This window comes from Pseudoalteromonas issachenkonii, assembly GCF_002310795.1.
Taxonomy (GTDB): Bacteria; Pseudomonadota; Gammaproteobacteria; order Enterobacterales; family Alteromonadaceae; genus Pseudoalteromonas; species Pseudoalteromonas tetraodonis.
Window position 1 is genome coordinate 2,240,251 of the sequence record NZ_CP011030.1, and the last position, 16,588, is coordinate 2,256,838.

General features: G+C 36.7%; 14 protein-coding genes. 6 read left to right on the forward strand and 8 right to left on the reverse strand.

All coding sequences use genetic code 11. From position 1 onward, the window contains the following. Positions 1 to 201: 201 nt before the first annotated feature. Genes PISS_RS10400 through PISS_RS10410 form a run of 3 tightly spaced genes read left to right on the forward strand, consistent with a single transcriptional unit; the run spans position 202 to position 2,283 of the window. A complete protein-coding gene (locus tag PISS_RS10400) occupies positions 202 to 1,461 on the forward strand; it encodes an OmpP1/FadL family transporter (RefSeq protein WP_058155003.1) in 1,260 nt (419 codons plus the stop codon). Between the two features lie 3 nt (positions 1,462 to 1,464). Continuing rightward, on the forward strand, positions 1,465 to 1,878 hold the full coding sequence (locus PISS_RS10405) for a YeeE/YedE family protein (protein WP_058155005.1): 414 nt from the start codon (positions 1,465 to 1,467) through the stop codon (positions 1,876 to 1,878). A gap of 3 nt (positions 1,879 to 1,881) precedes the next feature. Continuing rightward, complete coding sequence (locus PISS_RS10410; protein ID WP_013465390.1) at positions 1,882 to 2,283, forward strand: DUF6691 family protein; 402 nt, start codon at positions 1,882 to 1,884, stop codon at positions 2,281 to 2,283. Between the two features lie 74 nt (positions 2,284 to 2,357). On the opposite strand, the gene PISS_RS10415 is transcribed toward PISS_RS10410, so the two are convergent. The 7 genes from PISS_RS10415 to PISS_RS10445 all read right to left on the reverse strand — a co-directional run bounded on the left by PISS_RS10415 (position 2,358) and on the right by PISS_RS10445 (position 14,205). Next, positions 2,358 to 5,114: a hybrid sensor histidine kinase/response regulator gene (locus PISS_RS10415; protein WP_058155006.1), complete on the reverse strand. Its 2,757-nt coding sequence runs from the start codon at positions 5,112 to 5,114 to the stop codon at positions 2,358 to 2,360. 427 nt (positions 5,115 to 5,541) lie between these two features. Further along, positions 5,542 to 8,316, reverse strand: coding sequence for a tyrosine-protein kinase family protein (locus PISS_RS10420; protein WP_008129246.1), 2,775 nt, complete (start codon positions 8,314 to 8,316; stop codon positions 5,542 to 5,544). Between the two features lie 7 nt (positions 8,317 to 8,323). After that, positions 8,324 to 8,827 carry a hypothetical protein gene (locus PISS_RS10425; protein ID WP_033025388.1) on the reverse strand — a complete coding sequence of 168 codons (504 nt, stop codon included), beginning with the start codon at positions 8,825 to 8,827 and terminating at the stop codon, positions 8,324 to 8,326. Positions 8,828 to 9,347: 520 nt separating this feature from the next. Continuing rightward, a complete protein-coding gene (gene cas6f, locus PISS_RS10430; protein WP_008129244.1) occupies positions 9,348 to 9,950 on the reverse strand; it encodes a type I-F CRISPR-associated endoribonuclease Cas6/Csy4 in 603 nt (200 codons plus the stop codon). Beyond that, positions 9,947 to 10,975, reverse strand: coding sequence for a type I-F CRISPR-associated protein Csy3 (csy3, locus tag PISS_RS10435; RefSeq protein WP_008129242.1), 1,029 nt, complete (start codon positions 10,973 to 10,975; stop codon positions 9,947 to 9,949). The genes cas6f and csy3 overlap by 4 nt, the downstream gene beginning before the upstream one ends. After that, entirely contained in the window at positions 10,975 to 13,026 is a 2,052-nt protein-coding gene (locus tag PISS_RS10440; protein WP_008129239.1) for a type I-F CRISPR-associated protein Csy2, read from the reverse strand. Before PISS_RS10440 ends, csy3 begins: the two co-directional genes overlap by 1 nt. A gap of 3 nt (positions 13,027 to 13,029) precedes the next feature. After that, complete coding sequence (locus tag PISS_RS10445; protein WP_058155008.1) at positions 13,030 to 14,205, reverse strand: TniQ family protein; 1,176 nt, start codon at positions 14,203 to 14,205, stop codon at positions 13,030 to 13,032. A 214-nt stretch (positions 14,206 to 14,419) separates the two neighbouring features. Here PISS_RS10445 and PISS_RS10450 point away from each other — a divergent pair, with 214 nt between their 5' ends. Genes PISS_RS10450 through PISS_RS10460 form a run of 3 tightly spaced genes read left to right on the forward strand, consistent with a single transcriptional unit; the run spans position 14,420 to position 16,189 of the window. Beyond that, on the forward strand, positions 14,420 to 14,698 hold the full coding sequence (locus PISS_RS10450; RefSeq protein WP_024590745.1) for a hypothetical protein: 279 nt from the start codon (positions 14,420 to 14,422) through the stop codon (positions 14,696 to 14,698). A 13-nt stretch (positions 14,699 to 14,711) separates the two neighbouring features. Beyond that, complete coding sequence (locus PISS_RS10455) at positions 14,712 to 15,368, forward strand: DNA-methyltransferase (RefSeq protein WP_058155009.1); 657 nt, start codon at positions 14,712 to 14,714, stop codon at positions 15,366 to 15,368. Positions 15,369 to 15,424: 56 nt separating this feature from the next. Further along, positions 15,425 to 16,189 carry an ATP-binding protein gene (locus PISS_RS10460; protein WP_058155010.1) on the forward strand — a complete coding sequence of 255 codons (765 nt, stop codon included), beginning with the start codon at positions 15,425 to 15,427 and terminating at the stop codon, positions 16,187 to 16,189. A gap of 2 nt (positions 16,190 to 16,191) precedes the next feature. Here the strand turns inward: PISS_RS10460 and PISS_RS10465 are convergent, their stop codons facing one another. Continuing rightward, complete coding sequence (locus PISS_RS10465) at positions 16,192 to 16,494, reverse strand: helix-turn-helix domain-containing protein (protein WP_058155012.1); 303 nt, start codon at positions 16,492 to 16,494, stop codon at positions 16,192 to 16,194. Between the last annotated feature and the right edge of the window lie 94 nt (positions 16,495 to 16,588).

A 16,588-nucleotide genomic window follows, 5' to 3' on the forward strand; every position in this document is an offset into this window, starting at 1 on the left:
TACTTAGCTGGAGTAAAATAGCGCTTAATAATGCTGTTTTACTCCAGTGTATTTAACCCTCCTTTGTAAGCCCTTTCATTTACCTGTTCCTCATCCACAAACAATATGCTTTTTTAGTATATATAATCTTTTAAAGTTCTTTTTTGGAATATAAAAAGTTAGCTATTGTTCGCCAACTTTCTCTACTTAGTCTCAATTTAAATGAAAAAACAGTTACTCTCAGGCCTTATTTTCACCTCTGCGTTAAGCACATTTAATGTATTTGCAACGAATGGCTATTTTACTCATGGCTACGGTATGACTCACAAAGGCATGGCAGGTGCTGGTGTAGCGTTATCAGAAGAGTTAATGTCGGGTGCAAATAACCCGGCTACTTTTTCAGCTAATGGTACGCAAATGTCGGTAGGCATAGAATTATTTGCTCCTGAGCGTAACTACACCGCTGCAAAGGTCGATGAATACTTTCCCAATGCACTGTATTTGGACGCAACAACCAAAAAAAGTGATAACAGCTTATTTGCAATTCCCGAATTTGCTATTGACCATCAATTAAATGAGCGCATTAATATTGGCCTATTAGTTTACGGTAACGGCGGAATGAACACAGAATATGTGGCTGCTTCTGCCCCTCAAGGCACATTTTATGGCGGCACCACTGGTGTTGACTTAAAACAGTTATTTGTCAGTCCAACCATAAGCTATCAATTAAATGAACAAATATGCCTAGGTGTTTCTGCTATTTATGTAGTGCAACAATTTGAAGCACAAGGTTTGGCAAATTTTGCCGCCTTTTCGCAAAAGCCAGAGGCGCTGTCTAATAATGGCGTTGATACCAGCACAGGCATTGGAATGCAACTTGGGATCAGCCACATTATTAACTCGTCATTTAGCTGGGGCGCCAGTTACCGTTCATCAGTGTCTATGGATGAATTTTACCGTTACAGCGGCCTGTTTGCAGAGCAAGGCGGGTTTGATTTACCAAGCTCTATTCAGCTCGGTACCGCTTGGCAGTTTTTACCATCGCACCAAGTGGTGTTTGATTGGCAAAAAATAAATTACAGTGAAGTAAAAAGTATCGCCAACCCTATTACTAATTTAATGTCAGCGCCACTAGGGGCTGAAGCCGGAGCAGGCTTTGGTTGGCACGATATGAGTATTTATAAACTGGGTTATCAATGGCAACGCACTGAGCAACAAAAAATTAGGTTTGGTGCTTCTTATACTGAGCAACCCATTCCATCATCTGACATTTTATTTAATATTTTAGCGCCCGGTGTGCAAGAATGGCATTTTACAGCAGGCATTAGTCATGCGCTTAGTGACGCGGTGCAATTTAACGCAATGGCTTTTTATTCACCCTCTAAAAATGTAACAGGTGCAAACTACTTAGCGCCTAATCAACAACTATCAATTTCAATGGAACAATCAGGATTGGGTGTATCCCTTGCTTGGAGGATTTAAACGATGACAACCGAATTCACACCACTAACTGGGGCTATTGGCGGTGGTTTAATTGGTCTAGCCTGCGCGTTATTACTGGTTTTATTTGGTAAAGTAGCGGGAATTTCAGGGCTTATAAAATCAATTTTTAATCCACTGGCAGCAGCTTCTCGTTGGAAACTGTGTTTTGTGATGGGGTTATTACTAGCAGGTGTATTTATACAATTATTTGCCCCTGAGCTGTTAGTAGGCGAATTAAGCTTATCGCCTTGGATGATTATTATTGCAGGGCTTTTGGTCGGTGCGGGGACCACGTTAGCGAATGGCTGCACCAGTGGTCACGGCGTATGTGGTATGTCTCGCTTTTCGGCCCGTTCATGGGTATCAACCTGTACGTTTATGGCAATCGCCATTATCACCGCTAATTTAGTAGGGTAAATCATGCACGCAATTATTACACTTATTTTAGGGTTTGTATTTGGTTTGGGACTAATTATTAGTGGCATGACCAACCCAGATAAAGTGCTTAACTTTCTCACTTTTAATCAGCAATGGGACGGTAGCTTAATTATTGTTATGGCTGTTGCAATGACCATTATGATGGGCGCATGGTTTTGGCTCACTAAAAAAGGCACGCCGGTGTTTAACGACAAACTAAGCCTTAGCGATTTAAAAAAGGTCGATACGCGGTTAATTACTGGCTCTATTTTATTTGGTTTAGGTTGGGGCTTAAGCGGCGTGTGCCCGGGCCCCGGGCTTGTACAACTGGTATCACTTAAAACAGAGTTTTGGTTATTTTTTGCTTCCGTACTTGGCGGTATGTGGCTGACCAAAAAAGTATAATATGAATTGCCGAGCACGCCTCGGCCACTTAGCATACTAACCCTGAACTATGCTTTGTGCTCTTCAGCTGCTGCTCAGCTGAGTATATTACCAATCACTGTATATAAATCATCGCTATTAATGGGTTTGGCTATAAAGTCATCCATACCAACAATTAAACAGCGCTGCTTATCTTCCTCATAAGCATTTGCAGTGATCGCCACTATAGGTACTCGTAAGCCGGTTTTAATTTCAGTGGTTCTAATCGCGCGAGTGCATTCATAGCCATCCATGTTCGGCATTTGGCAATCCATTAAAATCAAATCAAACGACTGACTCTTCAATACTTCAAGCGCCTTTAAGCCATCTTCAGCCATTGTTAAACTCGCTTTAGTAGGCTCAAGCATTTTTGCAATCACCTGTCGGTTAATCGCATTATCTTCTACCAACAGTATGCGTTTATCCAAAAGGTTTGGCTGCGAAGCTGTTTTTTTAGGTAACTTTGAGGGAGCGTCTGCTGATTCTGGCGCACTAATACTAAAGGTGAACGTACTACCTTTACCCTCTTCACTGTGTAAATGAATTTCACCGTCCATCATTTTTATTAGCTTTTGAGAAATAGCCAGCCCCAACCCTGTTCCGCCATACTTACGTGCAACGCCCACATCAGCTTGAGTAAACTCACTAAATAATAATGATTGCTGTGCCTTTGCAATACCAATACCACTATCTTCAACGCTAACCTGAAGTTTATTATCGTTATAATCGAACGATAATCGCACAAAGCCATGCTCTGTAAATTTATACGCATTAGAGAGTAAATTAATAATCACCTGATTTAAGCGTAATTCATCAACACTAATGTACAGTGGTAAATTTGTGGTTTGAATTATGCTAAATTCCACCTCTTTAGTACTAACAATCGGCGTAAATAAAGAGCGTATATTTTCGATAAATGGAGCTAGCTGCGTGGGTCTACTATTTAGCTCCATGGCATTTGCTTCAATTTTAGAAAAATCTAAAATATCGTTAAGAATATCAAGCAAGTTTTTGGCGCTTTTTTGCTGCGTGAGCAACAACTCTTTTTGTTCATTACTTAAAGACTGATCTCGAAGCAAAACCTCTCCCATACCTAATATGCCATTCATAGGTGTGCGAAGTTCGTGACTCATATTAGCTAAAAATTGTGACTTAGCGATATTTGCTTCATTAGCGAGTTTAACGGCTTGTGTTAGCTCAGTTGTTTGTTCTGCTACTTTATCTGCGAGTTGCTGATTAAATTGGCTAAGTTGTTTATTAAGGTCTTCATTTTTTACATTAGAGGCTTGCAAACTTTTGATTGAATGCAGAAGTGCATTGCCCAACATTTCAAATTGTTGCTGTAATTGCAGTACTTCGTACCAACTAGAATCGGTATTAAATACGTGTTTTTTAGTTTTACTAAAGCTGTTGATTAAATTAGTTAACTCTATGATGGGTTTAACCAGCAAATGGGTGAATTTATAAATAAATAATACCACCAGTGCAATGGAAAATAGCCCCAGCAACATAGTGGGTAACCAAGCAGCCACTACCACCAAGCTTAAATATTTACGATTATAGAGCGATATAATCTGCCACCCTGTGGTGTCGTCAACATACTGATTTGTATGGTACACCTCGTTATCGTTTGAGCGAAAAAGCTGATTACCACTAAAACGTTGGATACTAAGATCCTGCTGCTTAAAATCAGTCAGCACCGTAAACTGACTTAACGAGCTAAATACTACTTTTTTATCGGCATCAAGAACAAGTAAATCCCCTTTATACTCAAATAAATTGGGAATAAACCGCTCTAACTGATCTAGCTTGAGCGACCCCTCAACTACACCATAAAACTCATCATTTTTATAAATGGGAGCCGAAAGCGCAACAATAGGTTGATCGCCTAATCCTCTGCCTTGAAAAACGCCACTGCTGTAGCCTAAGGGGAACTGCTGAGCCTGAGCGAAATAAGGACGATCATTAACATAACGCTGACTCTGACTTAAACCACTGAGCAATTCACTGGGTATACTTTTCTCAACATAACCTTCGGAGCTCGCATACAGACTAGTTGCAAAACCAGGGTATAAAGCCATTAGCCGCTCAAGCTGCTGCTGTATTGGTGCTCCGGCACTCATTGCATCACTGGTTATTACCATTGCATTTTTATGAAACAACAAATAGTCACTAAGCTGGGCACTGATCGAGCGTGATTTTTCTTTAAGTTGCGTATTTACTTCGTATTCTAAGCGCGAGTAATGCTGATTAACCAAAAAGACACTGGTGATCAAAACCACCAAAACAATAATGATACTGACAACATAACTTAATATACGGGCCAAAGGCTGCCCTTGATAAGCCCGGCTTGCGTGGGGAACAAACACACTCACTAAGTCGACCAAAGCTAACGCTATCATGGCATTGATAAAGTATTTTGAGGCAGCCACAACAAGCGTGAGCCAAGGCAGGCCTATAACAAAGTGACCCAAAGCCCACACCAGTGGTAAGCCGACTAAAAACCAAAACACTGCGCCTAAAGGAAGTATTGGCTTAGAACGCTTTAAGCAAAAGGTATAAAGCCAAAACAGCTCAAGCACATAAACAATACTGGTCCAGCTATGCCCCCAGCGATAAAATAAAAAACCAGTGACAATAGTTAAACTAAGGAGGGAATAACGAAGCCCAGCAAACACTAAACTGAGTATTACAAACGTCTGACCAAATAAAAATTCAGAGCTATCAAAAAAATACAGAGGTAAAAGGTTAGCGCATCCCCCTAAAAGCCCTAATAATATAGCAAGCGCCCACTTATTCCTCTGAGACGTCATATTAACCCTTAATAGCTTATTTAACACCTGCGGCGTAAAGTATAATCACGAGTTTTAATTATTGCTCACTCATTAGCTATTGTCTATAAAGGTAAAAATTTAGCTAAATGGGTATGATCCAGAATTAGTGTACGAATAATATAAATAAGAAATATTGAAAAATGGAATTTTAATACACCCAATGTTGTTTGAAGTATAAGTTGACATAACCACATTCGATTTCATTGAACTACAACGGCACAAGTGAAGTGTAAGTTGGCATAATGTTGAAGCTTATAATGGCATAAAGTTACCAAATACAGGCTTTATGAAGCCAACCAAATAAAAATACTGCCAAGTTTAGTTGACTTATAACGTGTTGAAATTACTAACAGCCTTTTACTATGAAAAATGATTACTATAGACAAAGGCTGTTATCAAAAAATAACTAAACCCCAAAGTAATTCGTATACAAATATGCGTAACCATATCTATTTTTGTTACCGACCATATATGGAGTAATAATTTTATTAGCGATCAAAATTTGCTTAAACTCATTTATAGTCGTAGAGCTAACAGTGCTATCAGAAATATGGCGCTGTCTAATATCTTGTAGCAACTTTTCAAATAAACCTTCATCTAACTTAGCTTTTTTATACTGTGGATGAACTCGATTATTCGATAAATCTTGGCAGAAGTATTTGACCAATTCATTTCCCTGTTCACCCCAAAGATCTATCAGGTAATTCACAACTGCCTGCTTTCTTACATGCTTACTTGTGCAATAAGCTAACCCTAAGATTGCACCTTTTCGATAACCACGATCAAAATCCTGCTGCTCCTGCTCCTCAATTGCGTACTTGATCAAATCTAAAAAAGGTCTGAGATTCACTGTACTATCAGCACTTTGAATATTTCTATACAAGTCATCATAAGCACTGCTATTTTTACCATTTTTTTTCTGCTTTGATTCACCAAAGAATGCGTTAATTACAGGCTGAATTAAATAAGTATCTAAAGGCAATTGATTTCGAGCACCTTTTTTATTTAGGCGCTTCGTTACTTCATTAACTAAAACTGGTTTTAATTTTTCGCGTAGATATGTAGTAAATTCCTCGGGGGAATAAGTAAAAACAATCTTTAAAAAGTAAGAGTATATTTCATTCTTAGACCACTCTAAGCCAATTATTTTTGGCTTAAAGGAACTTTTATTTGTAAGGTTGCCAAGCCTCTCATATAAATCCCTCCTCAAAAAAAGTTTTGGAAATATGCTTTCCCAAGGAAACTTATTACATAATTTAACTAATGGCGAAACAATGTCATCCCAAAGATATGGTTTTACAATATTGTCTAGGCGGTCAAATGTTAAAATTAACCTTTTATCCTTTCCTCTAAGCTGACTATTGAAAAGTTCTAATTCTTTTTCAATCAATTGAAAAGATTCATTTAAAGTAACAATTTCTACAATTCTATCAATTACATTTATGTCGGAAAGGTTAACTATCAGTTCTTTGTTTTTAGTCGAAAAGTCTGCTCTGGTACAAATTGCATTCCAAATATAGAAGATCCAAAATTTCTTAATAAAGAGTTCGTTTTTGACCAGTTCTTCCGTTAAGCCTAAGATTTCAAAACTATCATTCTCATAATTAGTAATATTTAATACATTATAATTAAGATGCTTTTTCTGAGATTTTTCGATTAAAAGTTCAAAAATACTCTCAACTTGTAAAGCTTTATATAATGCTGTCTTGCCTGTTCCTTTGTCACCTAACAAAATAGTTTTTTCAGGTATAAAAAAATCTTCCATACAAGGTCTTATATAAAAGCTATTTCGCAAATAATCCTCAGTGTAGTCAATGTTTTCTGCGTACAAATCAGGAAGGTGTTTCTTTACCTCAAAAAGTACATTATCACTTATACTTGTATTGATTTGGCTTCTGCTTGATGATTCTTTTACTTCCTCTTCATTAACATTTACAAATAATTCTTTTTTATCTTCTGACTGAGCAGCTTCAGCTAATTCATCCGCACTAGATGGAATTAATGAATGAATATATTCAAATAGCATTTGGTATCTAGGTGAACCATTCTCTCCATTAATAAAATCATTTAAATCATCAATATCTTCATAAGGGGTACCTATAAGTTCCAGAATAAGCTGTCGGTCAAGATAAAATGTAGATATATTATCACTCTTATTAACTGCAATATAAGTGTTGAAATTGTTGAATCTCTTAGAAGGGCCACTACTAAGTATTGACAAAACATAGCACTGATTTACATCAATATTAGAAAGTAGGCTTGTTACATATTCCGCACCAGGAGTGTTTTGAATATCATCACCTAAAAACGTAATTATTGAACTCGAAATATTTACAAGAGCCCCAAAAATATTATTGAATCCTGTTCTTGAATCAACCAAAATAACATCAGGGTTATAAGCATCATTTATATCTGAGACTAATTCCTTTAATCTTTCAATTAGAATATTACTTTGAAGATCTAATCGTGCAATGCCTTCAATATAACTTAATAAATCGTCACTATCCCCAAGTAAATTTCCAGCTGGCATCAAGTGAATATTTCCTATTCCTGAGTAACTCTTTTCTACTTCATAGACATAATCATCAAGAGTAACTTCTGAATCGAATAAACAGTCATTAAGATACTCAACAACCCCTGATTTTTTAGAACCTGATTGAGAGGTATTAAAGAAATTAATCAACCCTGGCGCTTCAAAATCACAATCGATTACAAAAACTTTTTTACCCATCCGCGAAAGATATGTTGCAGTTAATGCAAGTGAGGTTGTTCTTCCAACCCCTCCTTTGTAGCTATAAAACGTAATAACATTACTCTTATTAATTTGATTTGAGCTTTTATCTAAAAGAGCAGACAAAGACCGCCTCAGACCGTAATCAACTTTACTTCCTGAAAATTCATATGAATAATCGACTTCACTATCTTCAGTAGAAAAAAACTCAAATGTAATGGAGTCATTTAGTAAGCTTTCTTTGATTAGCTGTTGATCTTCAATATATTCTTCATATTGAGATAACTCAGCCTCAAAATCAACTATTGACTCAATAGAGTCGCTTGCAACTAATACTTTAACAGTTTGATTAATAGATAACTTTACTTTATATTTTTCTATTATTTTCTTGTCTTGAAGGTGGATTAAAAAAGCTTCTATCGTTTTTATGAATTTGAATGACTTTAACATTATTAACCTATAGCCTTTCCACTGTTTTAAGCACTTCACGTGCACAGTCTAAAAATGTGAATAAGTGTTTATTTTCTAACATCGAATATGACAATGGCTTTGAATCATTGTACAAATATCTTACAGGGGCATCCCAAGAATTATATAACTTAACAACTTCAGGTGGGACAGAGTTTCTATCATCAACCAATTTTATACCTGCATGTCTGACAATTAGGTGTTCAGAATAACGATCGAATCTATGTTTTTTGATGTCATTGGCAAAGTCTATGCCTGGGACATTAAGCTCATTAATTGGAGTTTTAAGATCATGATTTACTAATTTATATATCCCATATTTAATTGAGCATTCGAAAATATAGCCCGTTAAATAATATAAATTTAACCTAAAGTGTTTATTATTAACTTTATCTGGGGCTTTTACTAAATCCAAACCCAAGATAGTTGTTTTTAGAGCTTCGCATGTCGCATAGTGCTTTCTAGCTGCGTTAAGGTATTCTGAATAAACCATGAAATATATCTATTTATTATTTTTACAATATTACAACATATAATTCCTGCACTTAACCAATATGGTGTAACCCCCCCAACATCTTACATGAAAAATTTGAGTTTAATACGTAATTATGTCAGAAATTGTACGAGTAATAGAAAATCAAAGTGAATTTTTGACCATGTTTGGACGAATAAAAACCTTAATAAAATCCAAGTTTTATATCAAATAACGAATAAAAAGACCCCAGCGTTTGCTGGGGTCTTTTTATTTAGCCTCTGCCTTTTCGGCAGTTATAAAGTCACAAGTTGTGGTTGTTTACTTCCTGGCCTAATTTCAGCTGCCTATTCGGCAGAAGATACACGTGTAGGAACTACTCGACTATTTTCTAAATTTTCAGCTGCCTACTCGGCAGTTCACTATTAAAAGTAGTTTAAATTTCTATAAATACCAAACTGTTAAACGAATTTAAATTATTTACCCTTATTTTAATCAACCAGATAACCCATTGAAAATTAAGAAGAGTGTTGTATAACTATTAAAAAAGGGTATTCAAAGAGGGAACCGTGCCTTGAAATGTTTGATTTGTAGCAAAGCCATAATTGTTAAACTGATTATTTATGGGTTCAGTTTTTTCAATTTTTTGTATATGCAGAATATAACTTTGGCCGTTACCTTTGCTTGATACAGGTATTGAATGAAAGTGGCCTATGTCCTTTGCCTCAAATTTATATTTAGGGTTGTAGACCTCGCCTCTAGCTTCAGCTCGCTTTTTAGCGCGTTTTAATCGTCTTTGCTTTTCGCCAACAAATGCTTTGGCTACCGATTGGTTGCGAACAAACATTACATCACTTTGGTTTGTTGGTACTTCGAGTATTTTTGATAAATCAAATAATTTATCATGAGCCATCATCTCAAAATAGCTTTGCTGAGATAGGTTGGTTAATTGCTTTTTATCTGTTGATACGAACGCTATTTGATTACCTATGGTTTGCTCGTTCCATTTAGGAAAACACACACCTATATTACTAATTTCGCGTGAACTCATAAACCCATGCAAAATACCAATACAACGCCCAGCAAGAAGGCTTACATCACAATTCTTGGGTAAATAAGTAATGGTAAAATAATAGCGCTTCAACCTTTACTCCTTTGAAACAAGCCACCTTTAATCAGCACTGCCGCAATAAAGTGAACTGCGTCTGATTGTTCACTTTGCCCTAAACCATGCTTTTCCATGTGCTTAATATGCATGGCAATGCGCGGGAGTAATGAATAAAAGTCTGAATGGCTCTTAGGTGTTCTGTGTGCAACTAATATTTGCTTATCTGCGCCATACTCGTGAGTGCGTAAAGGTTTGTAACCTCCCTCGTACCAATCATCAATAGTTTGAATCGCAGCCCCTACTTTTTGCGAGTTTAAACTTGCTGCTTTTTTATCGCCCACTTGAGTGTATGCAAGTTGTTTAGATGACATGCCTTGTTCAACATTATCTACAAACTTTTGACTAGGGTGAACTTCTTGGCTAAATGCATTTTTAATTTTTGCTGTTATATCTAAATAACAATAATTTTGAGGGTTGCTGAGCCCTTCTTGAATAGCTTCTGACAACGTTAATAATGCCGTTTGATTATTTTGCCAATTGCCTTGCCATTTTAGTTTTTGTACACCTTCAACAATAATTGGAGCTGCGTGCTCAGTAAGGATTTCAATATCAACATTTGGTGATTGGCGGTTACGCCAAAGCCAGTTGCCCATCAGTATATTTTTAGCATAGCGAGTTGCAACGTCATTAAAACCATTGTGTTTTTTGTAGGTTTCAAAAAAACGTTTTAACCAATAGATAACTTTAGGGTCATCACAAACATGTGGCTCATTGCTATTGGCCTCAACCCTGAGTGAAAAACGACAAAATAGCTCATTTACTGTTGGAGGCACGTAGCACACATCAATTGTTTGAGGGTTTCCAAAAGCAAGATCTTGTGGCGCTAAATTTTTAGCTTCACCTTGCTTTTGATACGCATCGCCAAATCCTGATTTTTGCCCAACTAATTTATTTTGTTCTATTTGTAGCGGTTCAAAATCAGACTCTGGTGTTTTATAAAAAAACACTGCTTTGCTGGGTGAAAGCGAACGCGAGTAACTTAAGTGCCGAGGTAATTGCATTATTCATACTCAAACTTAGACTTTTTCATAAGCATAGACTCTTTTTGAACATCCATAACCCAAAATGCGTCATGAAAGAACCGCTTAGCCCCTGCATACTTAACTGACGTATTGCTAACACACTCTAACAACCCAATTACGGGCTCAGCGTAACAATGATATTCATGTAATGCTGCATCTCGCTTTACGGGTTCTTCAAGCGCAGCAAAGCCAATTGCAGCGGGTCTTAGATTAAAGTTACCGTTAAGGACATCAATCAATTGTTCAAAACTTTTGACTACTTTTTTTGAAGGGTACAACCAACTGCCATTTAACGATTTTGCCTTTATATTTTTAAACAGCTCACTCGGTGTAGTATGTACATGACACCAGTTTATATTTTGATATAACGAAGGTGGATGCATGGTCCCGCCTGCATACGTAGATGGTAGTGCGGGCTTTATAAGCTGACTATTTAACTTATTAAGTATCTCTTCATTTGGTACGAAAAACCTAAATACTAAATCGAGTGTTATGTCACATTTAGGTTTATCGATAATTCCTGATCTTATTACATGACTACGGCCAGCAACTTGTTTTAACTTACTTGGCTCAGGTAATGGTTTACCTTTATGTAGTTGATAGTTTTCAATGTAAATAGCACTGCCAATACACTTAATTGAAGGGTCTATAAAGTTTTTTAGCTTACGCTCAAAGTTATGAGCAAGCCCATTTAAAGCAGTAAGTGAGGGCATGCCTTGAATATATGGGTTAGCCATTGCCTCGGCATCAAACACTCGCATATCTTGGCAATGTACATACACTATTTGCTCATCATTTAATGTTTCCTTTTCAGTTGCACAATGAGTAAACACATAGTTTAACTGCGATTTAAACAGCCCCATTAAATTAGGGTGATACGCAAAGCGTTTGAGCTTACTTAAATTACCAAGGCTCTCATTTAGTACGTTACTAAATTGGCTAATGCAGTTAGTAATACTCTGATCTAAGTAATGCTTTGCCCACTCAGGGTAAGCTTGCTCATGAGCGTTATTTTTAGCTTCCAGAATGTTATCCAGCCACAACTGCAAGCTAACACGTACTTGCCTAATCGCCGCGACTCGCGCTAATCGCTTTTGCCTTAACGTATTAAACTGTTTAATACCAACCAATACCAAAAGCGCCTGTTGAAATTGACTACTTAATAGCGCACGAATTTTAAATGCTTTCTCAATATCATTATTGGCTACTTTAGAGCGGTTAATAGCCTTTGAATATGTTTTAGGGAAGTAGCGCAACACTCTAATATTACCACCTACTGAGCTTGCTAAATCGCCAACATTGGCTGGTCTTGAGTGCTCAACAAAACCAAAATTTAACTTACGATCTGTTCTTAATTGCTGAATTTTAGCTAGCATTGCGTGACTTACTACAGGCGTAACCGCAAGGTAGCTTTGCTGAAATGGCATTTGTAGTTGTGGTGAAAAAGAGCTTACTTCTAATGGGAGTTCTGCCACTGGCAACTGCTGTTTTATTTTACCCGCGATGTCTAAAACCGTCTTTTTAGTAAACCCGTATGCTCTTATTAAATTAATCCAAACAGGCTCTTCAGTTATTAGTAACTTTGCTAAACAAGTCACTTCGCCCTGCCAACTAAATGAGGTTAAAAATAACTTTGCATGATTAATTTCAGCACTGTTGTGCGACCAGCCAAAACTTAAAGGTAATGACCGGCTACAAATACCCGCAATATCTTCACTTATAACGTCACTAATTAAACGTTGATGGCTTACGCGTATATCAGGATATTTTAAATTATGAGTATGAAACCATTTTACTTCGTTAATGCACTTACTCAGTAACACTTCATCGCGTAATACACTTTGAGCGGTTCTTGTACTTGTTAAATCATCAATTTCACTTCGCTTATAAACTAGGTTAATGAGCACAGTCAGCGCTTGTTCCTCAAAACCATCTACCGCAACATGAGGCATGTATGGAGCAAACAACTTTCTAATGGCTGTGGTTTTTTCTTTCAATAATTCAATTGCAAATGCATCTTGTAAGTTCATAAGTTACCACGGCGCTATAAATTGTTTTTTTGTTTGAGTCTTTTCAGCTGCAAATGCTTGCTGTAGTTCAATTACTTGGCGTAAATAAAAAACATGGCTATCAGCTCTGAGCTGTTCGTGCTTTTTTTGTGAGTAAGCACAGTTTAAAAAGCCTTCTTGGTGAAGCCTGTAAACTTGCTCTGTGGTGGTGTTTAATAATACTGCGGTGTCAAAAGTACAAAGCAGTAAGTCAGCAATATTTGGATGTTTAGCTTTAGGATTACTATCAACTAATTCGACAAAGTAATTAATAATCTCATCAAGAACTTTGTTTTTACGGTTACTTGTTGCAGCTATTTGACCATCACGGATCACACTGCCATACACAGAGTTAAACTTAGTTTTATTAAAAGGGTTAAGTTGTTTGAGCCGCGCATTTTTTGTGAGTAAATCTAATTCAGCGGTAAAGCCATCAGGCCAAGTACTAAAGTAATCAACAAAAGCGCAGTTAAAGTCAGCATCGCTTACATCAAGTTGCTTAACCTTCGCAAACCAGGATATTAACCCGACTATTTTATGGCTGTTATTACTTGCAAGCGCAAATGCAATTTTAAAGTCTGCATAGTTTAACTGTTCACTACTGGTTGGTTTATAACCACAAACACACTCTAAAAACGCCTCAGAAGCTCTATAATCAATTAAGTTATGACATTTACCACAATGTATGGCTAATTGTGTTTTATGCTTATGGCACGCTTTATAGGGCTTTAAATGCCAGTGAAAAGGAATATATGAAGATTCAGACAAGCATTCAATGCAAACAGGTATGTTATCAGTATGAAGTAGCTCAAGGGGAATTGTTAGATCATTACGGCTTACTGCTGCAAGGTTGCCAAATTTAAAATTACTGCGCCGCCATGCAAGCGCAAGAATATCACCAGCGTTAACATCAGCTAATTGGGCTACTAACTTAAGCGCTCTTATTCTAAAGCTGCTCGCTTGCCTAGCATGATAAACATCAACTTTACTCAGCTCTAACGGCAACGCACCTTCAAGCTCATGATCTTGCTCCGCAAGCCATTGCCATAAAATATCAGCAAGCTCACTATAGTCATAGTATGAGTTATCCCTTGCAAGCCTTAGCATATAGCTTTCAAGCGCCTCTTCAGGATAAGGTTTTGTTTGAACTAAAAAATGCATCGCCAACCTAAACTAAGAAAATCTTAGTTTAGGTTTAGGCTAAATAAATTAGATAGTCAAAAATAATTATCGTTAAATCATTCGTACTTCACAAAAGTACAATATCTGATACTGTAGAGAGCGTTACGGCATTTCTAATGGATGTATTAATAGCCAGTAACATAATAAAAAACTCAAATTTAAAAATACAAAGCTAACTTATAAGGAGATTCTTATGGCTTGTAATTGCTGTGGCAAAGCTTTAAATAGCGGCATGGTTCAAAAGAAAGATTCATCAACCGGTCAAAAGTTTAAATCATGCCCTCATTGTTCAGACGCTAATAGTTCTGAACATATATTCCATCCATATCCGGCTTCTTTTGGAATTACTCCTGCTCGCAAAACGGCCCGCAACCCTGATGGGTATCAAAGCTATTGCATTGATTGTCGACGATTAAAAAAGGGCGTTGCTTCGAAAGCTTTTCACAATGGCCGCTTGTGCAGCACACTTTAACTAAAGAGATTTAATGCAAGTATTTAAAGATGATGCGGTAAATTGGTTATCAACACTTTCAACCGAAAGTGTTGATCTTTTAATTACTGACCCACCCTACGAATCATTAGAAAAACATCGGAAAATAGGAACAACCACTCGCCTAAAAGTAAGTAAATCGTCAAGTAATCAATGGTTCGACATATTTCCAAATAATCGCTTTGAAGATCTACTAATAGAAATATACAGAGTGCTGAAAAAAGGTTCGCATTTTTATCTATTCTGCGATCAGGAAACCATGTTTTATATTAAGCCAATAGCTGAAAACGTAGGTTTCAAGTTTTGGAAGCCAATAATTTGGGATAAAGTGACTATTGGAATGGGCTATCATTACAGAGCTAGACACGAATATATTCTTTTTTTCGAGAAAGGTAAGCGCAAGTTAAATGATCTAAGCGTTCCAGATATCCTCACATGTAAAAGAGTATACAGGGGCTACCCTACTGAAAAGCCAGTTAAGTTAATTGAAACACTCATCTCGCAAAGCAGTAATGAAAATGAACTCGTCGTCGACCCTTTTTTTGGCTCAGGAGCTACTTTAGTAGCAGCCAATAACTTAAATCGACAAGCTGTCGGATGTGATATTTCAGAATCTGCTCATCAACATTTCTTTGATAGAAAAAGTATATGATAAGTAATACTTCAAAATGCTTATCCACATAACACGATTAAACACGGTGCTGTCATTTGATTATTAATAAAAACTGGGATTTACAAAATGCTTTTGATGCAATTAATGCTGTTTATTATCCAGGAGGACTCCAGAGTGGGCCACAAAGAAATAGAAAGATTGAAAGCTGGGGGCAGCTTGTTGGAAAAGAACAGGCTATTGCTCAATTAGACTCACTGCTTCAAGAGCATGGTACATTAAGTAAGCTTTCCAAAGCCATTCGAATGAGTCCTAGGTCAATAAACCAACTTCGAATATTTTTTGAATCACTACCAGATCAATTTGAGCTAACAACACAATCAGAAAACTACCAATTTGTTGAAGGAAAAAAGTGCCTACTTGAAGAAGATTTAACGCATGAGTTTAAAGAAGTTAAAGGGTTAAGCCCTACAAATTCCATTCAGAACCAAGTAGATGAATATATAATTGCTTTTTTAAATAGTTCCGGTGGCAGCATATTTTGGGGCATATGTGACGATGGTGTTGTTAAATGCCTTAAATTAAACACTAATCAAAAGGATGAAATAAATAAAGTAATCAATGCAAAAATCAATGTCATTCAACCATCCATTGATCCCACTAAGATTAGAATTATTTTTCATTTGGTTTTAGGAGTTGAATCTGGATTTGTATTAGAAGTAAAAGTTCCAAAATCTAATAATCCTAAGCTCTTTTTTAACTCTTCAGGTAAAACTTGGGTTAGAGTGAATGGTTGTAAACAAAAGCTTCAAGGTCTAGCGTTGCAAGATTACATAATTGAACGCATGCAACCAAGCCTTTGATTTTATTTTTTTGATAAAACTATACCTAAGATGCTCTTTTGATCTTCTAGACTTAACTTCCCAAGTTCACATATCAATTTAGCCAAGACATCTTCTTCACAATAAAAATAAGCTACCGGTACATCAAGCTCTTTAGCAATGCGTTTCATGGTTAAAAAATCAGGGGCATGTTTGCCTTTTTCGTACTGGTTCATGCGAGCACTAGCCGTGTTTGGCTCCATTCCTAGTGCCATACCTAGCTGTTGCTGAGTAAGGCCAGCTGCTTTTCTTGCAGATTTTAGGCGTGAAGGTGTTGGAGTTTCCATGTGAACCTTAGCTATAAATTATATCCTGCTAAGATTCTCTTAGTATCTAACCTATAAGTGTACTAAGGATATTTTAGTTTTTAAATATACACTT